Origin of the sequence: Trueperella bialowiezensis, assembly GCF_900637955.1 — a bacterium.
GTDB classification, from domain to species: domain Bacteria; phylum Actinomycetota; class Actinomycetes; order Actinomycetales; family Actinomycetaceae; genus Trueperella; species Trueperella bialowiezensis.
This window is the reverse complement of the sequence record NZ_LR134476.1, coordinates 1,821,049-1,847,225: the sequence shown is the minus strand read 5'-3', so window position 1 is coordinate 1,847,225 and position 26,177 is coordinate 1,821,049. Positions and strand designations below refer to the sequence as shown.

Sequence of the window (26,177 nt, the reverse complement as noted above, 5' to 3'; positions counted from 1 at the left end):
GTGCCCACGTCTATTCCCGCCGGTTCACCTCACATTCTGCCCCGCGCCGTTATAAAGCCAACTGCCCCGCGGCTGGTAGGTTATCCGCATGACGACGATACTTCAGCCCATCCCTGCTCAGCCCGGCGATAAGGTCGCGATCCTCTCACCTGCATGGGCAGCCCCCGGTTTCTTCCCCCAGCTACACGAGCAGGCGATGGAGCGCGTGGAACGCCACCTCGGTATCACCATCGTCGAATATCCGACCACACGCAAGCTTTCAGCTTCCCCCGAAGAACGTGCCGCGGACGTCAACGCCGCCTTCGCCGACCCCACGATCCGCGCGATCTTCACAACTATCGGCGGCGACGACCAAATCCGGCTCACCCCGCATCTCGATCCACGTCTCCCCCAAGCCGATCCGAAGCCGTTCTTCGGCTTTTCTGACAACACGAACATTCTCAACTGGCTGTGGCGCAACGGGGTGGGCGCCTATCACGGCGGGTCCACCCAGATTCATTTCGGCCCCGGCACGCGAGTGGACGCCGAACACCTGCTCACGTTGCGCGCAGCTCTGTTCGGCGGCGGCGACACGATACTTCCAGCCACCTCGGATTCGGAGGATTTCAGTTTCGACTGGTCTGATCCGCGCTCGCTTACCGACGACGTCGAACGCGGCCCGGCTTTCCCCGTCGAGTTCCTGGGCAGTGACCAGGTCGTTCGCGGGCACACGTGGGGCGGGTGCCTCGAAGTGATCGACCAGCTAGCGTTAGCCGGCCGGCTTCCCACCGTCGACGACCTCGACGGAGCAATCCTCATCTTCGAAACCTCGGAGCTACTGCCACCACCCGACTACGTGGGCCGGTGGATCCGCGCACTTGGTGAACGCGGATACCTAGATGTGGCAAACGGCCTCATGTTCGCTCGCCCGATCGTGCAAGACCGTGACGCGCCGGCCCCAGATCACGTGTTGGCGGCGCGTCACGACGCTTACACCGAATACCTTCTGGCGAACATCTCCAGGTACCGCACCGATCTGCTCGTGGTGCTAAACGCGCCCTTCGGACACACGCGCCCCCAGCTAGTGCTCCCCTACGGCGGTGAGATCACGCTAGACCCGATCAACGCCGAGATTATCGCTCACTATCCACAGGCTTAGGAATTCAGTACTACCAAGCATCACCTTGGATTAGGAAGCTTCCTTCCACTGAAACTCAATCGTGTACTCAGCCACGTTGGTGCCTTGAATGGTTCCCAAAACCTGGCTTTGAAGAAGCAATTCCGCTTGAGTCTTCGCGCGTTCTAGCAGCCCTCCGTCAATTGCTTCCTTGCGGTGACGATCGGTTACTTCAGTGAGAAAGGTCGTCACATCATTGACGGAGATTTGGTTGATTGGATTGAAAGACTGGTCGTATTGTTCAACGGAGTTCGGGTCGATCTTGGCGTCGAGCACGTGCGGTTCCTCGGCGATGACCGTGATTGTTGAATTTGCGTGATTAACCTGGACGTCAATATTTTCAAAGTTGATGCCTGCGGATACTTCGCCGCGATAGGTGATGAGGAATGATTTGCCGGTGAGGGGCACTCCCCAACCGAAAACATTGAGCCCCTTATCAGAGTACTGGCCGACTCCGGAAAATGAATATTCTTGCGTTGCCAGCTCGGCAACGTCTTCGAAAGAGTTGAGAATCGTCGTTGAATTAATCTCGGGATCAGAGTTACCTCGTAAGGCCAATGCCCCAGCGGCGATTAACCCCCCCCGACAATGGCTATGATGGCAACAAGCGTGCCACGACGAAGACTACGGATCCTTTTGCGCAAGCTGCGCGACTTAGTTTCTTCACTCATAGTGAATAAATTACACGTGCTCGATCACGTTCGCAATCGAATTGTGAACGAAGTCCGGCCGGTACGGATACAGCGAAATGTCTTCCTTCTTCGTGGAACCGGTGAGCACGAGGTGCGTGGTCAAACCAGTCTCCACACCAGCCTGAATGTCCGTATCCATGCGGTCGCCCACAATCGCCGTGTGCTCTGAGTGCGCGTTGATCTTGTTCAGGCCGTTGCGCAGCATGATCGGATTCGGCTTGCCCACAAAGAACGGCCGCTTGCCCGTGGCCGTCTCGATCATCGCAGCCACCGCACCGGTAGCCGGAATGTCACCCTCGGCGGAGGGCCCCGTGGCGTCCGGGTTAGTCGCGATAAACCGCGCACCGCTCTGGATCAGCCTAATCGCCTTCGTGATCGACTCGAAAGAGTACGTGCGCGTCTCGCCGAGCACCACAAACTCTGGCGAATCGGCCGTCATAATAAAGCCTTCTTCGTACAGCGCCGTGGTCAGCCCAGCTTCGCCGACGACGTAGGCCCGCTTGTTGTCTGTTTGGTTCGCCAAGAACCGTGCGGTAGCCAGCGCGGACGTCCAAATACGCTCCGGCGGAACCTCGAGCCCCGACGTCGCCAACCTCGCTGACAGATCACGCGTGGTGAAAATCGAATTGTTCGTCAAGATCAGGTGCGGCAGACCCTTTTCCTCGAGTTTGCCGAGGAACTCCTTCGCTCCGTCGAGAGCAATGCCCTCGTGAACCAGCACGCCGTCCATGTCAATCAGCCAAGCTTTACTCATGGTTCCATCAAACCACACCTTGGCTGCCAGCGCGCGAAATTAACACGTTAGCGTTGCCGCCGGCGAGCTTCAGCCATGGCACGCTCAGCTTCACGCATGTCCTGCTTACGCCGAAGGGTTTCGCGCTTGTCCCACTCCTGCTTGCCGCGCGCCAGCCCAATCTCCACCTTGGCCCTGCCGCGAATAAAGTACAGCTCAAGCGGCACAATCGTGTAGCCCTTTTCCTTCGACCGCTGGGCGAGCTCGGCAAGCTCGTCGCGATGCAGCAGCAGCTTGCGCTTCTGTGTGGGCGCGTGATTCGTCCACCCGCCTGTGGAATAGACCGGGATATTAGCCCCAATCAGCCAGCCTTCGCCACGCCGGTCAATCTCGATCCACGCCTCATTGAGCGACGCACGCCCGGCCCGCAAGGCCTTCACCTCGGTACCAGCCAACACGAGGCCAGCCTCATAGGTTTTCTCAATAAAGTAATCGTGGCGCGCCTTCTTGTTACGCGCGATCACCTGTTTCGCATCGGCAGCCTGCTTCGCTTTTTGAGTAGCAGTCAGCTTCCCGGCGTCTTTCTTCCACGCTTTAGGCATGTGACACTCCTCCTAACAGCACTGCTCCCCTAGCGGCATCGCCCGAACAGGTAAGTGTACGCCTAATTTCGGCTTAGCTCCAGCGCCGCGTGAACGAACTCAGGCTCATCGGATCGATTACCCGGCCGTCTTGCCAGACTTCAAAATGCACGTGGCAGGCCGTCACCATGCCGGTTTCACCCGTCCAGCCAATCACGTCACCTTGCGACACGCGCTGCCCCGTCGACACGTTGAATGCCTGCAGATGGTTGGTCACAGTCACCCACGAGCTTCCGTTCACCACGCCATGATTAATGAAAATCTGGTTGCCATGCGTACCGTTACCAGCAGCTGGGACGACGGCGGACACGACGCCGTCCGCAGGCGCAGTCTGTGCTTCACCACAGCGGGACCGCAGGTCGACGCCGTTATGCATCCACACCCCACCAAACGGATAGTGGCGCATACCAAACGGAGAGGTCACGTATACCGGTGCGGGCACCGGGGGCTTGATCCAGCTACCTCCCGACTGACGAGGAGCCGCCGGAGCCGGCGCTGGCGCAGCTGGCCGGTTTCGCTGCCGCGCAGCCGCTTCCCGAGCCGCCTGTTCCGCAGCTCGCCGTTCCTCTTCTTTCCGGCGATTTTCTTCATCGATCGCAGCGATCCTTTGCTGCGTGAGATCACGGGCTTCCTCCAGCCCGGTAATAGAGCTCTGGTAGTCCGACTTCTTCGCTTCCAGATCATCAGATTGCTGTGCCAACTGCTGTTCAAGCGCTACCAGTTCGTTACGCTTTTCGTCGGCCAGCGCCCGTTTTTCTTCTTGGACCTCAACGAGCTCGTCGGATTCCTTCTTGAGCTGTTCGATTTGTTCTTCGACGGCGTTCTGGCGTGCCTCCCGGTTACGGGACTGGGCGGCCTGCTGTTCGAAATGAGTAAGCGACATTGTCTGCGAACGCGCGATGGCCGACTGGGCACGATAAGCGTTGGCGAAGTCTTCCGCCGACGCCGATCCCACAATAATCTCGAGATCAGAGGGCATCAAGTCGCCCCGATACGTGGCACGCGCATATTCACCAAGCGATTTACGGGTGGCCTGCGCGTTGCCCTCGGATTCTTTGATGTCGGCAACGATCCCCTCAAGTTCCCCTTGTGCTGCTGCCAGTAGCGCGGCATTAGCTTCAGCTTCCCGGATCGCTGCCGCCAAATCATTTTCAGCGGCTAACAGTTCGGCTTCGGCGCCGGGAATTTTCCCGCGAGTCTGCTCAAGCTCCAGGTAAGCGCTCTGCAAATTCAGGTCGATGCCCTCGAGTTCGGACTGGAGCCGTTCGATCTCCTGGTTCTGCTCTTCTTGCTTGTCGACGAGGTCGGAACGTTCGTCAGCAACCGCAGGCCACGCAATCGCAACACCCGAGGCCGCAATACTCACAGCGGCGATCGCCCCGATCAATCTACGCATCACAGTCCCCCCACTAAACCTTCGTGTACCGGCGCAACGCCAGATAGGACGCGAGCCCGGCAACGAGCACCGCGCCGCCAATCAGCCACGGGGCAAGCAGAAGCACGTCTTGGCTCGTGATAATCCGCAGCCACGAGCTGGCAAACCAGTCTTGAATAAAGTATTCGACCACCGCCCACAAAGATGCCACAGCAAGGATCGCGCCAACGAGCGCGGCGATCACGCCTTCCAAAATAAACGGAGCCTGGATAAAGCCATTTGACGCGCCCACGAAACGCATGATCTCCGTTTCGTTCCGCCGGAACATCGCCGACAGTCTGATCGTTGCGGGGATCAGTAGCAGGGCCGTCACAATCATCACGCCGGCGAGCGCGCCTGCGATGAGCGTAAACCGGTTAAGCATATTGAATAGGGGCACGAGCTGTTCTCGCTGATCAACGACGACGTCGACACCCGGGCGCCCTTCAAGGCTTTCCCGCACGATCTCATACTCCGACGGATCGACGAGCTTGACCCGGTACGAAGACTGCATCTGCTCCGGATCCACCGTGTCCAGCCATGCTGAATCAGCAAGATACTCACGCAGTGATTCGTAGGCTTCTTCTTTGGTCTCGAAATAAACTTCGTCGACATACTCGGCCATGTCCTCAGATTCGAGGAAAGCACGCAGATCGTCGACCTGTTCTTGGGTGACCTCTCCACCAGCACACTGCGGGGTGTTCTGCTCCGGGGCACACAAGAACGCCGAGACTTCTACCCTGTCATACCATGCGTTCTTTGCACTATCGATCTGGGTTTGTAACAGAACGGCGGCACCGACGAACACGAGCGAAACGAAAGTGACGAGAGTGACCGAGGCTGACAGGGCAAAATTGGACCTGAGCCCTTTGAAGACCTGAGAGAAAATAAACCGTAACCTCATGCGTGGCTACCTCCGTACACTCCCTGAGCCTGATCTCGCACGACGGCGCCGTCAACCAGTTCAATCACGCGCTTACGTAGCTGGTTCACGATCTCCTGATCGTGGGTTGCCATGACCACGGTGGTTCCCTGCCGGTTGATTCGATCAAGCAGACGCATAATTCCCAAGGCCGTCTTGTGGTCAAGGTTTCCTGTGGGCTCGTCGGCCAACAGCAACTCGGGCCGGTTCACCATCGCACGTGCGATCGCCACCCGCTGCTTTTCGCCACCCGACAGTTCGTGCATCTGCCGCTTTTCCTTGCCGTCCAAACCAACGAGTTCAAGCACCTGCGGGACTTCTTTGAGGATCGCATGCCGAGGCTTGCCAATGACTTGCATGGCAAGCGCAACGTTGTCGAACACGTTCTTATCGGACAGTAGCCGGAAGTCCTGGAACACCGTGCCGATCTGCCGGCGCAGGTAAGGCACACGGCGAGAAGACACACCGGACAGGTCTTTGCCCAGCACGTGAACTTTTCCTTCGGTGGGCCGCTCCTCGGCAAGGATCAGCGCCAACATTGTGGACTTGCCAGACCCGGAGGCACCAACAAGGAAGACGAACTCTCCCCGTTTGATTTCCAAGGTGACTCCATCAAGCGCGGGCTTAGCACCGCGCTGATAAACTTTCGAAACATCTTCAAACGTGATCATAAATTGCGCACAATCGTTGTAACCATGGTCTTAAATAGCATAGGCGCGGCCTTTTTCGCCTATGGATAGGCACGCCGGAGGTGGGCGCTAAATCACGAAGGCCAAGCTGGTCGGGCAAGCAGCCTGTTATTCTTCTTTGCCGGATTGCCGCCAGCGGATACCGGCGTCGATAAAGCCGTCCAGATCGCCGTCGAACACAGAATCAGTGTTGCCTACCTCGTGGCCGGTGCGCAGGTCTTTGACCATCTGGTAGGGATGCAGTACGTAGGACCGCATCTGATCACCCCAGGAGGCTTTGACGTCGCCGGCCAGCTCCTTTTTCTTCGCTTGTTCTTCTTCGTGGCGAAGCTGCAAGAGCTTGGACTGCAACACGCGCAGAGCAGCGGCACGGTTTTGGATCTGCGACTTTTCGTCCTGCATGGATACAACAATCCCGGTGGGCAAATGAGTCATCCGCACGGCCGAATCGGTGGTGTTCACTGACTGCCCGCCAGGGCCAGAAGACCTGAACACGTCGATTTTGAGTTCACTATCTGGAATTTCAATCGAATCCGTGGTTTCGATCAGCGGAATAACCTCGACGGCAGCAAACGATGTTTGGCGGCGCCCCTGGTTGTCGAACGGCGAAATCCGTACAAGGCGATGCGTGCCAGCTTCGACGGACAGCGTGCCATACGCGTAGGGTGCGGAGACTTCGAACGTCGTCGACTTGATACCGGCCTCCTCAGCATAGGAGGTATCCATCACCTTCGTCTTGTAGCCGTGGCGTTCAGCCCAGCGCAAGTACATGCGTTGCAACATTTGAGCAAAGTCCGCCGCATCCACGCCGCCAGCTCCCGAACGAATAGTGACGACGGCGTCGCGCTCGTCATACTCACCCGACAGCAGCGTCTTAATCTCCAGATCCGACAGGTCCGTTTTGATCTTGCCGATTTCTTTGGCGAGTTCGCCAAGCAGTTCTGCCCCGGTGTCCGGATCGCTAGCGGCCTCTTCTTGCGCGATCTCGTACAGGGTTTCGAGGTCGTCAACCCGCGCGCCCATCTTTTCGATTCGCTCCAGCTCGGACTGGGCGTGCGACAGGCGCGACGTGACGGCCTGAGCCGCATCCGGGTCATCCCACAGGTCAGGGGCGGCCGATTTTTCCGTCAGGTCGGCGATAAGTTCCCGTAACGCGGGCAGATCTGACACCGCCTCCACCTGATTGTAGGTGTGGCGGATATCAGCAAGTTCTTGGGTGTATTCCATCGTCACGCTGGCATTCTACGGCATGCGAGCCAACTCAGCCGACGAGGCCACGGTAAGTTCCACACATCCCACGCTTTCCAGCAGGTCTGGAACGAACGGGAGGCGGGCACGCCCGTGCATCGTTACGACGACGACGTCGCCGCTCACCTGGGCCGTATAGGTCACGTTCTGTTCGCCCACCGTCACCTGTCCGCTGGTTGGCGGTGCGGGGCGCAAGTTGAGCGAATCAGCCGCATAATACGATTGTTCGCCAATGTGCTGGGCTAATTCCAAGGCAAGCACGTCAGCGTGGTTGAGCATGTCACGCCGGACCGTGTGAACGTGAACAAGGGAGGCGATGACCAAGATCAGTGAAATGACTACCACCCACACGCCGAGTCCAAACACGATGAGGTTGCCCTGTTCGGCATCTTTACGCGTCATGGGCGCACCGCCCGATAGTGGTCAACCACCAATGTTTGACTGGCATCCAGCGTCAGTTTCCCAATGATGGGCACCTCAACACGCGCTGTTACGGCAATCGTGACGTACTCCCCCGGGGTCAAACACGGAGTTGCTGTACATGACGCGTCCACGTCGAGTCGTTCACTAAAACCCCGATCGTCCCACGCCGTAACTGCCGCGGCCCGTGCCTGCTGCCACGCCGCCTGCCCGGAGGCTTGACGCACATACGCCCGCACTCCTTGGCGTGCCGCGTCATCAAGCGCGAGCTGAGCCCGCGTCGTCGTCGCAAACCCAATGAGCAACACGAGAGCTGGAATGATAATCACGGCCAGCACGCCAACGAACTCGACAACCGCGTTGCCGTCTTCCGGGCGCGGCTTTCCACCTAAGCCCGCCTTAGTCCCCCGCCGCATGTTATTCGGCCGCTGCATGGGCATGCACCTCGATCGCAGTTGGCCCTAAAAACCCCGCACCCGGGATGGGCGTGCGGACGACGACGTGCACCGTGCCAGCGTTCATGCTCGCAGTAATATTCGCGCCATAGCTCGGGTTCAACGTGCTCGTCATCAAATCCCGGGTGCGCGCCACGGCCACCTGTTCAGACTTGCTGATCGCGCCCGCACGAGCACCCTCAAGGGCGGAGTCTGTGGCGATCGCATGCACATACCAGGCTAGGCTCGCCACGATGATCGTGTACACCGTCATCAAAAGCAGACCAACGGTGGCCACGAAGCCAACCGTGGCGTTCCCCTGCTCAGATGCTGAGGATTCGGTTGATCGCATTGTTGAACAGGTCGGTGAGCGCCGGGCCGGCAATCGCCCAGATCAACACCACGAGCGCGGCCGTCATGAGTGTAATCATCACCCAGCCTGGAACGTCACCGGCCTCGGCGTTGTCAGTACATGGCCAGAAGAACTTGCGGATTGCTGCCCGCACGTAGTTGGTCATTGTGTTCCTTCCATCTGTTAGCGGTTTTCTAGGTCAAACGAAGAGCCTGCAGAGCCGGAAATACTGTAAAAACCACGGTGATCGGCATGATGATGAACACCACTGGCATCATCATCGCGATCTCAGCCTTGCCGCCTGCTTCCAGCAAGTCGCGGCGGGCCGCATCGCGTGCGTCCCGTGCCTGCGCATGCAACGAGCTCGCAAGCCCGCTGCCCTGTTCGAGCGCGGCCACCACGGCCTCGGTAAAACGAGCAACATTACGGTTATCGCACCGTTCACCCATGTCGGTCAGAGCGCGAACAAGCGAGGCCCCCGCATGCACGTCTGCCATCGTTCTGCGCAGCTCGGTGACCATCTCACCATCACCCACGTGGGTCACTCGTTCGATTGCTACCCGGATCGGCTCCCCTGCTGCCACCGCGAGCGCCAACATTTCGACGACGTCGGGCAGCTGGGCCGTGTAAGCCTTCTTGCGTTGTTCGCACTGTTTGCTCAGGTACCAGTCCGCTCCAAGCACGCCTGCGGCGGCACAGAGCACGACGGCGCCGATCGCGGCGATGGTGGGAAGGCCGCGCGTGACGAGGGAAAAGCCGGCCAGCGCCCCGCACACGAATCCTAGGCCTGCCCATTGCAGCTGGCGGATCCGGAAATCGCCGGGGGTTATTGTGCCGAGCAGATTAGTGCGCCGTTCTACTGACGACGTCGTTGACCCGATAGTCTCCAGCACGTTATTGAAAACGCGGCGCAGTTTCGGAATGCTACGCGGCTGCCTGCGTGTGGCTACGTGAGCAAGCACCCGATTGTGCAGCTGGGCGGGCCGGTAAATGACAGCAATCGCTACAAGGAGGATGCCGCAGGTGATGACCGCTCCGACCATAAACGAGCTAACCATGGCTACCTCCTGCGAAAATACGAGTTTCTTCGGGTAGGCGCCCGAGGCGAAGCATGAGCCAATAAGCAACCACAGTTGCCACAAAGCCGACGATGAGTACTGCTGTGCCGGCTCGCGTAGCAAACGCGTCGATCGCACCGGGGCGCGTGGAAAACAGCAGGAGCATGATCCACGGTGCTACCGCGGCCAGCCGGGCTCCGTTGACAGTCCACGATTGGCGGGCCAGTAGTTCTCCGCGAGCCCGGTTTTCTTCACGGACCATGGCCGCCAGACTGGTGAGCGTGTTGGCAATATCGCGTCCGCCCAGGCCGTGTGCCAGGCGTAGCGCTTCCAAAATCCGGTCGGTCATCGGATCAGCAAGAGTGGTCTTCAGTTCGTCCAATGCCGGATCAAGCCTGCCATCTGCTCGTAAATGGTGCGCGAATTGGGTGAAGGCCGGGCGGGTGAGCTCAGGCCCGCGCACAGCCAACAGCGCGAGAGATTCTCCAATCGGTAAACCGGCTCGCACATTCGCCACAATGTCATCAATAACTTCGGGCCACACGTTTCGCAGCTCTTCACGGCGCCTGCGCTCGCGGGCTCCGCGCCACACTCCGGGGATGAGCCCGCAAAGCAGACCGATCGCCACCGTGATTGGGATCGACTGCGAGATCGTAGCCGCAAGTGCTGCTCCGCCCGCTGCCGCCATCAAAAACTGCCCGACCCGCCGGCCGTTCGGCAGCCTGACCTCCCGTGGGTTGCGGTAGGCCACGACGATCAGGAATATACCGAGCCCGATCACAGCACCCGTGAGGAAAGCCATCTGCCACCTCCCGCAAGTTCGTGGACGTCGTAGCCGCGCTCAGCAAAAAGCTCCGGCTTTGGTACCTCACCAGTTCCGCGTTCCAAACCCGAGCCACGATCAGCAAAAATCTCTGACGTTTCCACCACGTCACCTTCCACCCGCCCGGTCAGGCCAACGATTTCACGCACGCGGCGTTCCCCGCTGCGATCACGGTGAACATGGACAACGAGGTCGACCGTGGAAGCCACTGTAGGGATAACAAAATCGGACGTGACGTTTTCACCAGCCAGCAGTGGCAGCAGGCAAAGTTTGGCCACGGCGTCGCGCGCCGAGTTCGCGTGGATCGTGCACGCCCCGGGGATTCCCGAGTTGAGTGCGATAAGCATGTCGAACGCTTCGGCTTGCCGGACTTCACCAATGATCAGCCTGTCCGGGCGCATCCGCAAAGATTCGCGCACCAGCCGGCGTAGTGTGATTTCTCCGCGCTCTTCAATGTTGGCTGGCCGGGTTTGCATGGCGACGACGTCACGGTGCGCCAAATTCAGTTCGAACACTTCCTCGGCCGTAATGATGCGCTGGCCCGGCGGAACTGCCCCGAGCAGGGCGCGAAGCAGCGTGGTTTTCCCAGCCTGGGTAGCACCTGACACAATAATGTTTAGCCCGGATTCGACAGCGGCGTCTAAAAACCTTGTGGCCGAGTGGGTAAGCATCCCCAGTTCAGCCAGATCGGCCAGCCGCCGCGAGCGCACAATATATTTGCGAATGTTGACCGCCCAGTGTTCGCGCGTAATATCCGGAATGGCCACGTGGAGCCGTTCGCCCGTGTGTAACGCGGCATCCACAAACGGTTGAGACAGATCGAGCCGCCGGCCAGAGCTGCGCAGCATTCGTTCCACCAGATCTTTAACTTGGTCTGGTTTGAGCACGATAGATGACAGTTGAGAAAGCCCGCCTTTGGCGAAGAACACTCGGCCAGGTTCGTTGATCCAGATTTCTTCGATCTCCGGATCGTCGATGAGCACTTGGAGCGGGCCGAAACCACCGACGTCGTCGCGTAACCGCTGCCGGGACGCCTCCACGTCCACGATCTTGGGAACAACACCGGCAACGGTGAGATCTTCATATTCGGCGAGCGCCTGATCGATGAAGTTATCGAGGCTGCGGATATCACGTTGCGGGTCAATATTCGCACGCCGAATCAGTTCGCGCACGCGCGCATCTAACCACGACGACGCAGTGTCCATGCTTACACCTCCGCATCGAAACTACGCCAGAGCCGCCGGTGCCCACGTGCACTACCCACAGCTGTGGAAAACAAATGCACGCGGGCAAAAAATGTGATTGCACCAAAAACGCAGGGCTGGGTGGCGTGTAGTTTGGCGAAAATAGGTCAAATCCGGATACCGTGGGAGGGTGAGTACGATTCCCTTCAAACTAGCGGGCCTCGCGGTGGCCGCTGTCGATGGTCTTGAGGCTGTGGGCGTGCGCGGACCTTACACTCGTACTGCCGACTTTCAATACGGCGGCGTGGTTGATGCGGGCGGGCGCAACTGGGTGGTCAAACAGCCACTCAACACGATCGCAGCCACGATGATCGAAGCAGAGGCCGCGATTGCTCCCGCACTGCTCGATCAGTTACGGGCAGGCCGCCTCCCCTTTGACGTCATGCGGCCAGCCGGATTCGCCCAAGTTAAAAGCGGCCGTGCCGTGGTGTACGTGCGCCCGCTCGGCGAGCACAAAGACTTCGATGAGATGACAGCAGGCGACGCCCACGAACTCGGCCGCACACTCGCCACCATTCACAAACTGCCCACCGATACCGTGGAAAGTGCTGGCCTGCCCTCCTACGATCCACAAACGTCCCGGCGGCGCCTCCTGGCAGACCTCCACGATGCCGACGCCATGGGCGCTCTACCGGGCGTGTTGCGCCGTCGCTGGGAAAACGCGCTCGAGCAAGACCACATGTGGGAATTCACGCCGCGCGTGGTCCACGGAGACGTGGCTGACGACCAATTCATGTGGTCTCACGGAACAATCTCTAGCGTGCTCGGCTTCGGATCAGCCCACGTTGGCGATCCGGCACACGACTTCGCCCCGCTGGTGTCTACTTTGGACGAGGATCTATTCGCTGCCGTGCTTGAATCGTATGAGAACGCGCTCGGCGAAGAAACGGACGACTACTTCTTTAACCGGACGATCCTCATCTCAGAACTAGCTCTTCCCGCATGGATGCTGTTTGGTGCTCGCCGCGGCGACGACGACATCGTAGCCGACGCGCGTGCCATGATGGACGACTTAGCAGCCGATGTTGACGCCGATCCAGACTTAGCGCCCGGGCCAACCTGGTCGGTCAGCTCCGCGGCGGCGACGCCCTCGCACACGGCCGCCGACGCCGGGTTTACAAGCTTTACCGAAGACGGCACGATCGAGGACATTCCCGCCGAACCAGAATCTGCAGCGCAAGCCGCACCAGAAGACACGGCTGAACCGGAGGCTACCCGTCCAGGTGATCAGCAATAATCTGACCGATCTGCTCTTCGGTGAGATCGCCGGCATGTAGTTCACGCCGCGCCGCTGATTTTTCTCCCAAATAGTAGAAGCATGCGCCGACGTCGGACAGCTCGGTTCCCGTAGCCGCACACCACGCCAGCCGGTAAAGCCCAAGCTGGAGTTCACGAGAGGCGACTTCGGATGCGCCAGGCCGCCGCCCCGTCTTCCAATCGACGATCGTGACGGGCGGATAACCGGGGAGGCTCGACGTGTCGAGTACCGCGTCGATCACACAACGGATCGGCCGCCCGGCCACAAACACGTCGATTGCCTCTTCAATAGCAATCGGCGGACAGCTCGCATACACGGATTCTTCGAAACGTTCGAGCAGTGTGGCTTGCTGCTTACTGGACAGCGCGGGCGCCGAGTCGAGCGGCATCTGCCCGGGGTGGGCCACCGAGTCGACGTCGAGTGTGGTCGGCGCCTGAAAATGGTGGGCAATCTGCTCGTGGACGATCGTTCCCATGCGCGCAGCCCGCGAGGGCTCGTGCGGGATGGGCCTGCGCTGGTCGGCAATGAAACCTTGCGGGTCGCGTGCAAGATTGACGACGTCGGAGGCCGTCAAATATTCGCGAAGTACCCGCTGATCTGTGGTGGGCTGGTGGTCTGCAACGACGACGGCGGCCATCTGGTTCCACCGCTGCACAAGCTGTGCCAGTTCGTCGGAAGTCGGCTCACGAGAGGCCACGGCCTGCGTGTCAAGCCGGCGGTCGACGTCGTCTGGCCAATACACCACATCCTGCTCGGCGTCCGAGCCGTCTTCCCCACGTTCGATCACGTCACGCAGCTGAGCGCCAGTCAGCGGCTCATCGTTTCCTGTTGCCGCGCTCAGGTGTGCGCCCATGTCCGCTACGAAGGTGTTGGACTCGAGCCGGGCCGTGTCAACATCGCCACTACCCGGGTTAGCCTCGACCTGCCGTTCGAGCCGCTTGTAGGCAAGCGCTGCTTTCGCGGCCTCGTCCAGATCGTAGGATGCGATGATAAGCATGGATTTCGCTCGAGTCACGGCCACGTAGGCCAACCGGCGTTCCTCATTCGCATGATATTTGTGCAGAGTCTCCTCGAGGTAGTCAGTGAAGTCGTCGAAAACTTCCCGCACGTCTTCTGGTGAATAATCCGGGTAGGCAAGGAGCTTGCGTTGCATTTGAAAATCGGGCAGGTGTGCGGCGTCTTCCCGGAGCGCATGGGGTAGCGCGCTACTCGACTTGTGCCACGTGGTCGTTTTCGCCTGATAGTCGAATCCGCCCGCGTTCATGTTGGGGATAGCAACCACGTCCCATTCCAAGCCCTTGGCTCCGTGGACGGTAAGGATTTGGACGACGCCGGAACGCGGTTCGGGTTTGTCCACATCGAAAAGCAGGACGTCGGCACCCGATTCGCTTTCGCCCACGTTTTCGTGTTCCTCAATCGCATCGATCCACGCTACGAAATCACGCAGACTGCCCTCGGGAACATTCGCCGTAAACTGGGCGCCCAAGCGAATAAACGCCCCCAGCGCAGCCTCAACTCGCGCTCCTCCGGCTGTGCGCGCCTGCGCATAGGTGCGCAAACCAAGTTCGGAGATGGCAGTCTCAATCACCTGTGGGAGGTCGAGGTGGCGGCGTTCTTCCACGCTCACAATGTTTGCTGACAGGCGTACCATGCGGCTCAGCCCCTGCGAAGACATCCCCTCCGGCAACTCGCCCTGGCCACTGCGAACCTGCTCGCGCAGGTCGTGTAGCGCTTCAACGAGGTTGATTCCCACCCGCGGGCCATCCTGCCGGGCAAGCCTTTCTTCGGCCCCCGCACTTAGCTTGGCAGCGTAATCAGCAAGAGCGCGCAAGTCCTTACTGCCGATCGCATAAAAGTTCATGAGCGGCATGAGTAAATCGCTGCGATCCGGGTTAACGACGACGCCGAGCAGGCTGCGGACAAGGCGCAGCTCCGGCCTGTCGATGAGCGCTTCACCGCCCACCACTTCGTAGTCCAACCCGAACTGTTCAAGAGCATCAATCGCCGGATCCATGTATCTGCGTGCACGCACGAGGATGGCCGCCGTGGGTGGCTCATGTGCACCACTTTCCTTGGCACGTTCGAAGAAGCTGGCAATCTCGCGGGCCATATCCAGGTAGGAATCCTCCCGCAGATGGCGGTGTACGTGTACAGCTTCACCTGGCTTGTCGCCGAATGCGGACAGCTTCTTCACCGTCATGTCCGGATAGGTGAGTTTACCTTCCGTGAGAGCGTTAGCCGCGGCAAGGATCGTTGGGCTGTTACGGAACGCGGTGGACAGCGTCAGATTCTGATAGGTGCCATCGGCGTTCTTATCCACGTTGAATCGTGCCATGAAGTCTGCCAACGCGGCAGCGGAAGCTCCACGCCAGGCATAAATCGCCTGATTCGGATCACCCACGGCACACACCGAGTCCGCTCCCACAAACGCCGCCTGCAAGAACGCAGCCTGGCCAACTGACGTGTCCTGATATTCGTCAAGCAAAATAAGTTTGTACCGCTCGCGCAGTTCTTCACCAACTGCAGGAACCGCATCCAAAATTTTCTTTGCGCGCACCACCTGGTCAGAAAACTCGATCAGAGAGTGTTCTTGCTTGTAGGCAATGTAGCGTTCAACAATGTAAGACAGCGCGATCCGGAAATCCAGCTTGTCAACCGCCGCCTTGGCTGTCTCAAAAGCCTTGTTGATGAATTTCTTTTGCCCGCGCGGCGGGTTGAGCGATGTGGCCTGTTCCATCGCGTCCCGTTCCAGTTCGGCGAATATCCGAAAATCCTCCGGTGCCACCGAATTGCCGACCAGTTCGTCGGTTAACGCGAGCGCGCTGGTGACGATGTGGCTGATTGCGGCCGTCTGCAACGGCACAAGGTGCGGCAGGGAGTCGTCAACGCCAGCCACGATGGTGCTCATGATTTGGAAGCGTTCGGCGTCGGTGATCAGGCGGGCTCGCGGGTCTTCCCCGATGAGCATCGCATACGCCGAGGCGATTTCTGAAGCAAACGAGTTGTAGGTGGCGATCGTCGGTTTGGCAAGGCTGCGGTGCGTGTGAGCCGCACGAGCATCATCGGATGCGGCGCTCTCGCCTAATACCCCACCCTGCTCGTCTGCGCCCTCATCATTGGTCAGCAGACCCCGCGCTGCTGCCACGCGCAGTTGTTCCGTGACCCGCTGGTCGAGTTCGCCGGCGGCTTTGTTCGTGAAGGTTAGCCCCAACACCTGGTCTGGGCGCACGTTGCCATTAACGATATGCCAGACGATGCGTTGGGACATCGTCTGAGTCTTACCCGAGCCGGCTCCCGCGATCACGGCAATGGCTGGGGCCTCGCTACGGATCACCGCTTCCTGTTCCGCGGTGGGCGGATGATCCAGCATGGCCATAAACTGTTCGTAGCTGGTCATGAGAACACCCTTTCGTTACCGATTGCCGGGCAGATCTTACTGTAGGCGCACGTGCGGCAGTTCTGGTTCGGGATCGCGGCGAATCCGGGCCCGCGTTGAGCTTGGTCGGCTGCAATGATCATGTTTTCCACTTCGCCCATCGCCTCCTCGCTGAGCGCTGCTTGCGAGCGTTCTTCTGCGTTATCGCGTTTCGTGCCAACGAACACGAGTTTCGCGCCTTTCGCACCATCTAAGCCGGCAATAGCGCCCTTGTTGACGAGCCACTGGTAGACCTTGAGCTGAGCATGATCGGCTGCTTGGGCTTTGGTCACCGGGTTCTTCCCAGTTTTAAAATCGACGACGAGCGCCTGCCCGTCTCTCATCTCAAGCCGGTCAAGCCGCGCGTTCGTTGTTACCTGTTGCCCGGCGTCGTTGGTCAGCTGCTCGCTCGCGTACTGTTCTGCAACGACGACGCAGTCCGTGGCCTCCAGATAGTCGCCAAGTTTGCGGGCCATGCCTTCAGCGCGTTGCCGGGCTCGATGCCCATCCAAGCCCGTGCCCAGATCTAGGGCGGCGACCTTGTGGTGGAATGCTTTCATGACTGCGGTGCGCGGCCCGCTTGGGAACTCTTCGGCCAGCGAATGGATGAGCGTGCCCAAGTCGAGCAGGCGCGTGTCGTCTGTTGACCGGGCGCCCGCCGAATCCAAGAATGCTCGCAGCGGACATTCAAGCATGCCTTCCACCTTGGACGGCGACATGGTGGTGTTCCCCGTATAAACCGGCTCGCGTGAACTGGGCTCGAGCTGATCGGCCCACGTGGCAGGATCGGCGTCGGCAATACCGGCCGCTACAAGCGCGTCGAGCACCTGGCTAGCCGCAAGGGCGGCACGCTCGTGGCCGCTTGCCATGGCCTGGCGCAGTTCACCGATCAGTCCATTGGCATCAAAAGTAGCCGCGTTTGCGCTCGATAATTCGAGCTCCGGATCCAGCCACGTCATGAAACGCGAGGGCCGCACGGTATCCGACATTTGGCACGTCAGCCAGACTTCCCGTTCTGCCCGCGTGACCGCCTGCAGGAACATCCGTAGCTCATCATCGAGCACGTCGCTCACCGACTGATCTGGTTCCACGTCTCGTCCAGCCATCGCCGAACGCACAACGATATTGACTAACTTGGGAACTTTCGTCAGAGGGTTGCGCAGGCGCGTGTTCGGCCACGAGCCTTCATTAATCCCGACCACAGCCACGTAGTCCCACGTGCGCCCAATCGACGACGACGGCGTACACAGCGTGACCTCATCTCCGCCCGCTCCAAAGCGCGCGATCGTATCTTCTGCCACGTCTTGGCTTTCCAACACGCTGAGTAGCGCATGAATGGAAGCATTGGCAGGGTTGCGATCGGCTTGGCGTTGAGCGATCCGGAACAGTGAGATCACCGTGTCAAGATCCTCGTTGGCTCCATCCCCTGCAATCCCGCCGGCAAGCGCTTGAGCGCGCCACCTATCGGCTACCCCTGCGCCCTGCCAGGCTGTCCACATGACCTCCTCACCCAAAGCTCCGGCCTCGGCTTTCGCTTTAATCGCGGTCAACAGTTCATGTAACCGGGCGAATTCGGGCACGTTCATTGCCACCTCGCCGCCGGTGAGGATGTCTGCGAGCAGTTCGGCGTCCGTGCGCACCCCGCCAGCATCGATTTCCCAGCCGCGTAGCTCGCGTTGCAGTCTGCGAAGCTCGAGCGGGGTGATCCCAATCAACGGGCCGGTGAGTACATCTGCCACGCGCTGAGAATCCACGTGTGCAGGATCGGCAAGCGCGATGTTCACCAGCTCAATCAGCGCTGCCACAGCGCGTTGTTCCCGTAGCGGCTGGTCAGTGAAAATTGCCTGAACGGGCACGCCGTACCTGATGAGCGAGCGCCGGATGTCCGCATGCGCCCATGACGATCGGCTGATCAGTGCCATACGCGAATATGGCACGCCCTCCAGCAAGTGGAGCCTACGCATCTTGGTAGCAACATAAGCGATTTCTTCATCTTCGTTGGCAAACGCACGTAGATACACGCCAAACTCGGCGACGGCGGCACTCTGGGCAGCATCCCTGCGCTCGGCACCTTTATTGCGCCCGGTACCTTTATCTGCCCGCTCGCGGGTAGGTTTCCCAGGCTCGTCGGCAGCGAAAAGCCCGGCTCGGTGCTTTCCTGCCCCGCCCGTGCGAATCGCCCCGGTTATTTTCTTGACGAGTTCGCCCAGCTGCCCGCCGCCACGGTAGCGCGTGCTCAACTGGAGCGGTGCCGCACCGATACCGCCAGAGTTCTTATCCCTGCGTAAAAGTGCGGGCAGTTGCGCGATCCCGCCGCGAAAACCATGCACGGCAACATCCGGATCACCAAACGTGACGATCGAGGAGCCAGCTTCCTGGGTTGCGGCCAGCAACTCGCGTACGGCCAATGTGGCGTTGTGGACGTCGTCAACAATTACCCAATCCCAGTGGGGCCGCGCCATGTTTAACGCGCCTTCCGCGCTCACTTGTGCCCCCTCCCATCCGCGCAGATGCGAGGCCGCCAGTGCGATCAGCCGTGAGTGGTCGATCACGTCAGGGTTTTGGTGCCCCGAGCCGGCGAGCAAGGCAAGAGTCTTCTCATACCCATCCAAAAGCTGAGCCCCGGCTTCCCACACAGGTTCGCCGTGACGTGCGCCCATGGCAGCCAAATCATCGCCGCCTAGACCAAGTTCAGCTGCCCGCGTGAGCAGATCGCGAAACTCTGCACGATACGCAGGAAGCTGGACGACGGCGTCGTCATCACCCCACGTTGGTAACGTGCCGGGTACCTGCCCAGCGATGATCAGATCGAAGTATTCTTTGAGCGCCGCGTCCTGATCCGGACCGCTGAGCAATTCCGGCGGCCGCCTGCCCACGTATTGCGCGTATGCGGACACGATCGCGAAAGCAAAACCTGTAATCGACTGCACCTGCACGTTACCGGGCAGATACCCCAATAGCTGCGATAGCGAATTACGCAGATCAGCCGCCGCCCTTCGATCCGGCGACAGCAACGCCACTGAGTGTTCCGGATTCTCACTGATAATCCGCTCAACCGCGGCAAGTGCCAGCGCCGTTTTACCGCTGCCTGGAGCGCCCGTCACTGACGCAGCAACGGGCACCGCACCCCGGCCCGTGACCACATCCAGCACGGCCTGCTGCTGCGGGTTCCACTCAAAGGTTTGCATTCGCATAGCACTGAGCCTAAACCACCAGACCGACAAACTTTCGGCCGGCGATGAAATGGACACGGACCAGTCTTTTTACGCGCTATGATTGGCACAGTTCAATACCCGATAGAAGGAACCACCGAAGGCTATGGAAGTAAACATCGGAATCCGCAACGTCCAGCGCGAACTCACACTGGACGTGAACCTCAGCGCAGAAGAGATCTCCAACAAGGTCCAAGCCGCACTCGATTCCAACAGTGCGCTCACGCTGGAAGATTCGGAAGGCAAAGTTGTGATCGTCCCCTCCGGTGCGATCGGGTACGTTGAATACAACGAGGCGCAGACCCGCCGGGTTGGCTTCGGTTTCTAAAAGCCTCGCGCTACGCTTAGCGATAAACCCAACAATTGTAGTGGCTGACCGGTCGTCACGGTTTATAGACAAGAATTTTCACGATCGGCTGCCCGGGCGCTCTTCAACTCTGGCGCGCCCTTGACCGAAAGTGAATGAAGTGAATAACGACACGCAGTCCGGAATCGTCAATACCTCCGGAGCACACGTCCGTGAAGCCAATGAGCCCGCAGCAGACATTCAAGGCTCTGCCGCAGACTTACAGCTCGAAGGTAAGACCTTCGCCGATTACGGGGTGAGCGAGGAGATCGTTGCCGCCCTGGATGCCAAAGGCATCACCCACCCTTTCCCGATTCAGGCGCTCACCTTGCCAGTGGCACTGAAAGGTTCCGATATTATCGGCCAGGCCAAAACCGGCACGGGCAAGACGCTCGGTTTTGCTATCCCCATGGTGGAAAAGGTCTACGGGCCAGATGATGAGGGCTGGAAGTCGCTGGCTGCGCCTGGCAAGCCGCAGGGCCTTGTGGTCGTGCCAACCCGCGAACTTGCCAAACAGGTAGCCGGTGACATCCGGGATATCGCGGGAAGCCGCCGAGTGGTAGAAGTCTACGGCGGAAAAGCTTACGAGCCGCAGGTCAAACAGCTGACCAAGGGCGCCGAGATCGTGGTGGGCACTCCCGGGCGGATCATCGATCTGAACAAGCAGGGCACACTCGACCTGTCGCATGCACACACCGTGGTGCTTGACGAGGCGGACGAGATGCTCGACCTCGGTTTCCTCGACGACGTCGAACGCATCCTCGCCTCCACCCCTGCCAATCGGCACACGATGCTGTTTTCTGCCACGATGCCCGGCCCGGTGATCACGATGGCCCGGCGTTACATGTCGCAGCCCACCCATATTCGTGCCCAGGCACACGACGACGATTCGGCTACCGTCAAGCAGGTCAAGCAGGTGGTCTACCGTGCACACGCGCTCAACAAGTCGGAGGTGCTCGCCCGTATCTTGCAGGCGAAGGATCGCGGGCTGACCATCGTGTTTACCCGCACGAAGCGCACTGCCGCCCGGCTTGCCGACGAGCTCGAAGACCGCGGTTTTGCTACCGGTTCGCTCCACGGTGATCTGGGGCAGGCCGCCCGCGAACAAGCCATGCGCGCATTCCGTAACGGGAAGATTGACGTGCTGGTAGCGACCGACGTGGCAGCCCGCGGTATCGACGTCGACGACGTCACGCACGTGGTCAACTACCAGTGCCCCGAAGACGAGAAAACTTATCTGCATCGGATCGGCCGCACCGGCCGCGCCGGTAACAAGGGAACGGCGATCACGTTTGTGGACTGGGAGGATTTGCCCCGCTGGTCCGTCATCAATAACGCCTTGAACTTGGGGTTCCCCGATCCTGTCGAGACGTATCACACCTCCGACCACCTTTATACCGATCTTGATATCGACCCGGAGGTCACCGGCCGGCTGCCACGTTCCCAGCGCACGCGTGCCGGGCTCGACGCCGAAAAAATTGAGGACATCGGGGAAACCGGTAGGCGCTCCGATCGGCGTCGTGGCCGTGGTGGGCGCCGGGGTGGGCGCGGCGGCAACCGCAGGCGTGACGCTGATGGCAAGCCGCGCAGTCAAGAGCGCAGAAAGCGCACTCGCAAGCGGATTCGTAAGTAAACCGGGCGCCGGGCGAGGTAGATGACAAACTTCTAACCTTCCGGCAATCTCCCCTTTCATTTGGCTTTCTACGATCGGTGATAGCACAACTTGCTAGTCCGATTGAAAAGGAGCCATGATGACAACCCTGTCTTACGATCTTGCCCGCCGTATTGCGAACGTGCTCGAACGCGAGCACCGCCACCTGTCTGATGAACCGTCTGAAGGCCATAGTGTTCATGGCATCGAGAAGGTGGATCTGACGGCGAAGCGGATGCGCCGCGCGAAGAAGTCTTACAATGCGCGTTTCCTTAACCGTTTGGTGCGTTCGCGTGACTACGAGGGTTTCCACCTTATCCGTGGCAAGGACGTGGAGCCGCAGATGGGCGACTTCGTGTTGGCTCGCGTGGTCTCAATCGGACAGCACAAGCGCCTCGAGTCGCAAAACTCGCGCAGGCGTTCACTGTTTGCTGGCGATGAGATCATCGTCGCCTACGGGGATCGGTACGCGCCCGATCAGTTCCTGGCCGAAGTGCCGCGCAACTTGAACTATACGAATCTTGTTGCGGCCGGCGGAGTTGCGGCTCGCGTGATTGAAAAGCACACGGCGATCAATCCGGCCACGGTTATCGAACCGCTCGGTTTGATTTGTGACGACGAAGGTGTGCTCACCACACACCGTGTGAGCCCCGAAAAGGTGCGCCCGTGGCAGGAAGCTGCCACCCAGATGCAGGCCATGGACAACAAGCCGCAGGTGATCGTCGTCTTCGGATCGTCGATGAACTCTGGAAAGTCGACCACGGTCGGATGCCTGATTAACGGGCTGTCCGCAGCCGGGTTCACCGTGCATTCCGGTAAGGCTACGGGAACGGGTGCGGGTAACGACGCGGGTCTGTTTAACGACGCCGGAGCCGATCGGGTTGTCGATTTCACCGACTACGGATATCCCACCACTTACAAGCTAGATTTCGAGCAGGTCAAGTCGATCTTCTTCACGATGGTCGCCGACCTGGCAGCAGACAACCCGGATTACGTCATCATCGAGATTGCTGACGGCATCTATCAAGGGGAAACGAACGCGCTCATCAACGACGCCGATTTCCACGGCCTGGTCGATAGCGTGCTATTTGCGTGCGGTGAGGCGCTTTCGGCCGCCGCCGGCGTCAAGCTGCTGCAGGAAGCTAACATGCCGCTCGTTGCAGTTTCCGGTGTGCTCACGCGTGCTCCGCTGATCGTGCAGGAGGCCCGCGCAGTCATCGACGTCGATATTATTCCCACGTACGATCTGTGTTTGCCGGATGTCGTCCAGGACGTCGTTGGAGCTAAGTAATGCCAGACTTGTTCGTCGGCCGCCGGCGATTCCTCCTCGTAGGGCTCGCCGGTATCGGCCTGTTTCAATCAGTATTAACCGTGGTGGTGGCACTGCTGACGCCGAACGTTTTACGAAACCCAAGCCCCACCTTGGCGTTGGGGCTGATCGCCGCCGCTCTGCTCATTGGCCTTGCTCGTATCGGCGAGCGGGTGTTTGCTGAGGAGCTCGGGCAGGACTACGTGCGCGAAGTGCGCCGCCTACTGGTCACCTCCGCGCTCGTACCGGATAAGGCGATCAATCTCGGAACGACGATCGCGCGCACCACGAACGATTTGACCGCGGTGAAAAACTGGGTCTCGCTCGGAATTTCGCCGATTATCGTTGGCGTGCCGCTCATTGGCGGGGTGCTCGTGGCAATGCTGTTGCTCGAGCCAGCAATCGGAATCATTATCGCGCTCGTGTTGCTCGTGTTCGCCGCGATATTACGCGGGCTGGCCAAACCTTTCCTGTCGTCTGCGTCGAACTTGCGTAAAGTGCGCGGCCGGATGTCCGGCGTCGTCGCAGACACCGTGACTGCGGGCGCTACCATCCGCCAAACCGGCGGCGTAGAACGCGAAGTGCAGCGCATTGATAAGCATTCGGCCAAGGTACAAAAAGCAGCTCGTGGGCGTGCACTCGTGTCTGGCACAATGCGAGGCCTATCTGCATCCGTGACGACTGTGCTGTCCGTGCTCGTCGCTATCGTGGGCACCAATTTTGGTGCCACAGCCGCAGCGATCACCACGGCTATTTTCCTTGCCGGCATTCTTTCCGCGCCGATCACCGATCTGGGCCGCGTGCTCGAATACAGGCAGAGTTACAACGCGGCGCTACGCATTTTGGAACCGCTCATGGATACGGCCCGCACGTATTCTGACCGCTCGAAGCGCCTCGAAAAAGAAAACCTGCGGATCCGGCATCGCGCCAATCCTCCAGGGATGTCCCACAGTGCGGTTCACGCGGCAGATCTCTACGACGACGCCGGGCCGATCCCCAGTCTCATCGCAGCCCCCGGTTCACATATCGTGCTTGCCGGCCAGTCCGAAGAACGGGTCACGCACGTGCTCAACGAACTGACCGGGCTTGCCGAGTCAAGCGCATGGGTCACCATCGCTGGCGCCCACGTCGGGCTGATGACACCGCGGCAAAACAGACACCTGGTCGGGGTAGCAGATCGCGATGTTGCCCTACCACGCGGCACGATCACACGCCTTATCCGCTACCGTGTGCCAAACACTGATCTTGACCCGGTTGACCTGCTACGCGCGGTGAACCTTGACGGCGTCGTTCAAGCGCTACCACACGGAGTGAACACTACGCTGCGGCGCGGCGGTGATCCGCTCACCCAGTCGCAACGCGGCCTACTCAAAGTTGGGCAGGCGATGGCGGGCACTCCCCCGCTGCTCATTTTGAAAAACATTGATGACCAGCTTGACCCGGACGGACGTGCCGTGCTCAAGGAGATTATTCGCGACTACCCGGGAACTGTTGTGGTTCGTTCCTCTTCCCCGGAAACCATTCTCGATCACTACGACGTGTGGAACGTTGACGAGCTCGCTCCTCGCGAAGTGATTTCTACTGGCCGGGCGAGCGCGTCGACCCGGCGTTGGTCGGTCGCACACGACACCCATCCCGATGGCCCCTTTGGCCCACCCGTATCCATCTCGGTGCTTGACCGTACCGAAACTGAACTATTAGACGAGACCTTGCCCACTGGACGTGATGATGACGATGAGTAAAACAAAGCCGAAGAACTATTCCCGTATTAGGCTGATTGGCTACATTACAGGGATTATTGCCGTTGCGCTGATCTTATTGGTGGTGATGACGTCGTTCGTGCAGCGCCGTGCCATCCAAAACGAGATCCACCACGCTCTTGATCAAGAGGCCAGTGAAATCAACCAGTTTGCCGCAAGCGGGATTGACCCGGCCACCGGCGAAGCTTTCACTAGCCCGCAGCGATTCCTCGAGGTGTATCTGGAGCGCCAGGTGACCGAGCCCTCCGAACTGATCGTGGGCGGGGTGCCCGGGCAGGGCATCGTCAACCAGCAGGTGGGTGCCGAGGCTCAACCTTTTGAGACGCTCAGCCCCGACGTCCAAGAATTGCTCAAAGTTCCCGGATCGTCCGGCACAATCACTGATCCGCAGGCCGGCACACTTTCGTGGCTGGCAATCTCCGTAGACGCACACGGCGGGCAGGGCGTGTTCTCAGTCGTCGTCTTCCACAAGAGTGCAGAAGAACAGCTCTCCGAACAGATCCTGTGGATGGCGCTACTTGCGCTTGCCACGTTGATTGTGACGGCGCTCGTCACCTGGCAGCTGTCAGACTTCCTCGTCGCTCACGTGGGCAAGTTCGAACGGGAAGCCGACCGGGCAATCACGGCCACCGGCGTCGCACCGCTACCAACGTCGGGCGGGCAGGAATACTCCCGCCTGGCCACTGCCGCCAACCGGTTGCTGGAATCAGCTGAAGCCGACGTTGATCGCGAGCGCCAATTCGCCGAAGACCTGTCCTATGCGCTGCGCACCCCGCTTGCGCTCGTGGACGAAAACCTGTCCGAAGTGCGGTCCGATCCCACGCTGGCCGGTGAGAAGATGCCTGCGATCTCGGCGGAGATCAGCCGGCTGCGCGGCGCCGTTGATACGGTGAGCGAGCTGGGAACGCTTGCTCGTCAGCGTTACCTCATCACCGAGGGAGATGTGGATGTGGCGCGCTTCGTGCAAGCCTACGTGACGAACCGACTCGAAGAAGGCGATGTGATCGCCATGGATGATTCACCAACCGGTCTGCTGGCCGCCGTTGATGTGGGTGCGCTGCGCCGCGCCCTCGACGAGGTGGTCGACAACGCCTATCGTGCCTCCGAACCCGGTTCCCTGGTGAATCTCGCTGTGACTCCGGAGCGGGACAGCTCGGGCAGGTGGGCGCGGATTACCGTCAGTGATGAGGGGCGCGGAATTCCCGCGGGCGAAGAAGAGCACGTGCTGTTGCGTTTCGCGGTGGCCTCGAATGATCCCCAGCCGGGTCACGGCCTTGGGCTCGCATTAGCGCAAGGGCTCGTGGCCGGGCTCAAGGGCCGGATTGCGATTGCGAACAATGCTGGGCGTGGCGCGCGAGTGGATATTGACATCCCGCTGGCGGCCTCGGCTAACCGCTGAC

General features: G+C 59.9%; 23 protein-coding genes. 7 read left to right on the top strand and 16 right to left on the bottom strand.

What is annotated here, in order from left to right:
* Positions 1-88: 88 nt before the first annotated feature.
* The gene (locus tag EL234_RS08330; RefSeq protein ID WP_126417013.1) at positions 89-1,138 is read left to right on the top strand and encodes a S66 family peptidase; all 1,050 of its coding nucleotides are present in this window, start codon (positions 89-91) and stop codon (positions 1,136-1,138) included.
* Between the two features lie 30 nt (positions 1,139-1,168).
* On the opposite strand, the gene EL234_RS08325 is transcribed toward EL234_RS08330, so the two are convergent.
* The 14 genes from EL234_RS08325 to EL234_RS08260 form a co-directional block, all read right to left on the bottom strand.
* Positions 1,169-1,714, bottom strand: a complete 546-nt coding sequence (locus tag EL234_RS08325; RefSeq protein ID WP_164712447.1) for a DUF4230 domain-containing protein — start codon at positions 1,712-1,714, stop codon at positions 1,169-1,171.
* A 123-nt stretch (positions 1,715-1,837) separates the two neighbouring features.
* Complete coding sequence (locus tag EL234_RS08320; protein ID WP_126417011.1) at positions 1,838-2,602, bottom strand: HAD-IIA family hydrolase; 765 nt, start codon at positions 2,600-2,602, stop codon at positions 1,838-1,840.
* Between the two features lie 47 nt (positions 2,603-2,649).
* Entirely contained in the window at positions 2,650-3,183 is a 534-nt protein-coding gene (gene smpB / locus EL234_RS08315) for an SsrA-binding protein SmpB (RefSeq protein WP_126417010.1), read from the bottom strand.
* 73 nt (positions 3,184-3,256) lie between these two features.
* Positions 3,257-4,618: a M23 family metallopeptidase gene (locus EL234_RS08310; RefSeq protein ID WP_241969002.1), complete on the bottom strand. Its 1,362-nt coding sequence runs from the start codon at positions 4,616-4,618 to the stop codon at positions 3,257-3,259.
* A gap of 13 nt (positions 4,619-4,631) precedes the next feature.
* On the bottom strand, positions 4,632-5,540 hold the full coding sequence (gene ftsX, locus EL234_RS08305) for a permease-like cell division protein FtsX (protein ID WP_126417009.1): 909 nt from the start codon (positions 5,538-5,540) through the stop codon (positions 4,632-4,634).
* On the bottom strand, positions 5,537-6,229 hold the full coding sequence (ftsE, locus tag EL234_RS08300) for a cell division ATP-binding protein FtsE (RefSeq protein ID WP_126417008.1): 693 nt from the start codon (positions 6,227-6,229) through the stop codon (positions 5,537-5,539). The genes ftsX and ftsE overlap by 4 nt, the downstream gene beginning before the upstream one ends.
* A 126-nt stretch (positions 6,230-6,355) precedes the next feature.
* The gene (prfB, locus tag EL234_RS08295; RefSeq protein ID WP_126417007.1) at positions 6,356-7,480 is read right to left on the bottom strand and encodes a peptide chain release factor 2; all 1,125 of its coding nucleotides are present in this window, start codon (positions 7,478-7,480) and stop codon (positions 6,356-6,358) included.
* A 9-nt stretch (positions 7,481-7,489) separates the two neighbouring features.
* Entirely contained in the window at positions 7,490-7,897 is a 408-nt protein-coding gene (locus EL234_RS08290; RefSeq protein ID WP_126417006.1) for a hypothetical protein, read from the bottom strand.
* The gene (locus EL234_RS08285) at positions 7,894-8,349 is read right to left on the bottom strand and encodes a TadE family protein (protein WP_126417005.1); all 456 of its coding nucleotides are present in this window, start codon (positions 8,347-8,349) and stop codon (positions 7,894-7,896) included. Before EL234_RS08285 ends, EL234_RS08290 begins: the two co-directional genes overlap by 4 nt.
* The gene (locus tag EL234_RS08280; protein ID WP_126417004.1) at positions 8,333-8,701 is read right to left on the bottom strand and encodes a hypothetical protein; all 369 of its coding nucleotides are present in this window, start codon (positions 8,699-8,701) and stop codon (positions 8,333-8,335) included. The genes EL234_RS08285 and EL234_RS08280 overlap by 17 nt, the downstream gene beginning before the upstream one ends.
* Positions 8,673-8,867 (bottom strand): hypothetical protein, encoded by a 195-nt coding sequence (locus tag EL234_RS08275; RefSeq protein WP_126417003.1) that lies wholly within the window; start codon positions 8,865-8,867, stop codon positions 8,673-8,675. Before EL234_RS08275 ends, EL234_RS08280 begins: the two co-directional genes overlap by 29 nt.
* 28 nt (positions 8,868-8,895) lie before the next feature.
* Entirely contained in the window at positions 8,896-9,759 is an 864-nt protein-coding gene (locus tag EL234_RS08270; protein WP_126417002.1) for a type II secretion system F family protein, read from the bottom strand.
* On the bottom strand, positions 9,752-10,561 hold the full coding sequence (locus tag EL234_RS08265) for a type II secretion system F family protein (RefSeq protein WP_126417001.1): 810 nt from the start codon (positions 10,559-10,561) through the stop codon (positions 9,752-9,754). The genes EL234_RS08270 and EL234_RS08265 overlap by 8 nt, the downstream gene beginning before the upstream one ends.
* Positions 10,537-11,787 (bottom strand): CpaF family protein, encoded by a 1,251-nt coding sequence (locus tag EL234_RS08260; RefSeq protein ID WP_126417000.1) that lies wholly within the window; start codon positions 11,785-11,787, stop codon positions 10,537-10,539. Before EL234_RS08260 ends, EL234_RS08265 begins: the two co-directional genes overlap by 25 nt.
* Before the next feature lie 169 nt (positions 11,788-11,956).
* Here EL234_RS08260 and EL234_RS08255 point away from each other — a divergent pair, with 169 nt between their 5' ends.
* Positions 11,957-13,063, top strand: a complete 1,107-nt coding sequence (locus EL234_RS08255; protein ID WP_241969000.1) for a phosphotransferase — start codon at positions 11,957-11,959, stop codon at positions 13,061-13,063.
* On the opposite strand, the gene EL234_RS08250 is transcribed toward EL234_RS08255, so the two are convergent.
* Both EL234_RS08250 and EL234_RS08245 read right to left on the bottom strand, forming a co-directional pair.
* The gene (locus EL234_RS08250; protein WP_126416999.1) at positions 13,038-16,481 is read right to left on the bottom strand and encodes an ATP-dependent DNA helicase; all 3,444 of its coding nucleotides are present in this window, start codon (positions 16,479-16,481) and stop codon (positions 13,038-13,040) included. The two genes, EL234_RS08255 and EL234_RS08250, sit on opposite strands and share 26 nt — an antisense overlap.
* Positions 16,478-19,693, bottom strand: coding sequence for a UrvD/REP family ATP-dependent DNA helicase (locus EL234_RS08245; RefSeq protein WP_126416998.1), 3,216 nt, complete (start codon positions 19,691-19,693; stop codon positions 16,478-16,480). The genes EL234_RS08250 and EL234_RS08245 overlap by 4 nt, the downstream gene beginning before the upstream one ends.
* 124 nt (positions 19,694-19,817) lie before the next feature.
* Here EL234_RS08245 and EL234_RS08240 point away from each other — a divergent pair, with 124 nt between their 5' ends.
* The 5 genes from EL234_RS08240 (at position 19,818) to EL234_RS08220 (ending at position 26,176) form a co-directional block, all read left to right on the top strand.
* Positions 19,818-20,039, top strand: coding sequence for a DUF3107 domain-containing protein (locus EL234_RS08240; RefSeq protein ID WP_126416997.1), 222 nt, complete (start codon positions 19,818-19,820; stop codon positions 20,037-20,039).
* Between the two features lie 139 nt (positions 20,040-20,178).
* Positions 20,179-21,690, top strand: a complete 1,512-nt coding sequence (locus EL234_RS08235) for a DEAD/DEAH box helicase (protein WP_241968998.1) — start codon at positions 20,179-20,181, stop codon at positions 21,688-21,690.
* A 115-nt stretch (positions 21,691-21,805) separates the two neighbouring features.
* On the top strand, positions 21,806-22,999 hold the full coding sequence (locus EL234_RS08230; RefSeq protein WP_197718436.1) for a hypothetical protein: 1,194 nt from the start codon (positions 21,806-21,808) through the stop codon (positions 22,997-22,999).
* Positions 22,999-24,759, top strand: a complete 1,761-nt coding sequence (locus EL234_RS08225; protein ID WP_126416995.1) for an ABC transporter transmembrane domain-containing protein — start codon at positions 22,999-23,001, stop codon at positions 24,757-24,759. The genes EL234_RS08230 and EL234_RS08225 overlap by 1 nt, the downstream gene beginning before the upstream one ends.
* Positions 24,752-26,176: a sensor histidine kinase gene (locus EL234_RS08220; RefSeq protein WP_164712445.1), complete on the top strand. Its 1,425-nt coding sequence runs from the start codon at positions 24,752-24,754 to the stop codon at positions 26,174-26,176. Before EL234_RS08225 ends, EL234_RS08220 begins: the two co-directional genes overlap by 8 nt.
* Position 26,177: the final 1 nt, after the last annotated feature.

Coding starts and splice junctions, on each gene's coding strand:
- EL234_RS08330 (WP_126417013.1), top strand. CDS start 89: ATGACGACGATACTTCAGCCCATCCCTGCTCAGCCCGGCGATAAGGTC.
- EL234_RS08320 (WP_126417011.1), bottom strand. CDS start 2,602: ATGAGTAAAGCTTGGCTGATTGACATGGACGGCGTGCTGGTTCACGAG.
- smpB (WP_126417010.1), bottom strand. CDS start 3,183: ATGCCTAAAGCGTGGAAGAAAGACGCCGGGAAGCTGACTGCTACTCAA.
- EL234_RS08310 (WP_241969002.1), bottom strand. CDS start 4,618: ATGCGTAGATTGATCGGGGCGATCGCCGCTGTGAGTATTGCGGCCTCG.
- ftsX (WP_126417009.1), bottom strand. CDS start 5,540: ATGAGGTTACGGTTTATTTTCTCTCAGGTCTTCAAAGGGCTCAGGTCC.
- ftsE (WP_126417008.1), bottom strand. CDS start 6,229: ATGATCACGTTTGAAGATGTTTCGAAAGTTTATCAGCGCGGTGCTAAG.
- EL234_RS08290 (WP_126417006.1), bottom strand. CDS start 7,897: ATGACGCGTAAAGATGCCGAACAGGGCAACCTCATCGTGTTTGGACTC.
- EL234_RS08285 (WP_126417005.1), bottom strand. CDS start 8,349: ATGCAGCGGCCGAATAACATGCGGCGGGGGACTAAGGCGGGCTTAGGT.
- EL234_RS08280 (WP_126417004.1), bottom strand. CDS start 8,701: ATGCGATCAACCGAATCCTCAGCATCTGAGCAGGGGAACGCCACGGTT.
- EL234_RS08275 (WP_126417003.1), bottom strand. CDS start 8,867: ATGACCAACTACGTGCGGGCAGCAATCCGCAAGTTCTTCTGGCCATGT.
- EL234_RS08270 (WP_126417002.1), bottom strand. CDS start 9,759: ATGGTTAGCTCGTTTATGGTCGGAGCGGTCATCACCTGCGGCATCCTC.
- EL234_RS08265 (WP_126417001.1), bottom strand. CDS start 10,561: ATGGCTTTCCTCACGGGTGCTGTGATCGGGCTCGGTATATTCCTGATC.
- EL234_RS08260 (WP_126417000.1), bottom strand. CDS start 11,787: ATGGACACTGCGTCGTCGTGGTTAGATGCGCGCGTGCGCGAACTGATT.
- EL234_RS08250 (WP_126416999.1), bottom strand. CDS start 16,481: ATGACCAGCTACGAACAGTTTATGGCCATGCTGGATCATCCGCCCACC.
- EL234_RS08245 (WP_126416998.1), bottom strand. CDS start 19,693: ATGCGAATGCAAACCTTTGAGTGGAACCCGCAGCAGCAGGCCGTGCTG.
- EL234_RS08240 (WP_126416997.1), top strand. CDS start 19,818: ATGGAAGTAAACATCGGAATCCGCAACGTCCAGCGCGAACTCACACTG.
- EL234_RS08230 (WP_197718436.1), top strand. CDS start 21,806: ATGATGACAACCCTGTCTTACGATCTTGCCCGCCGTATTGCGAACGTG.
- EL234_RS08225 (WP_126416995.1), top strand. CDS start 22,999: ATGCCAGACTTGTTCGTCGGCCGCCGGCGATTCCTCCTCGTAGGGCTC.
- EL234_RS08220 (WP_164712445.1), top strand. CDS start 24,752: ATGAGTAAAACAAAGCCGAAGAACTATTCCCGTATTAGGCTGATTGGC.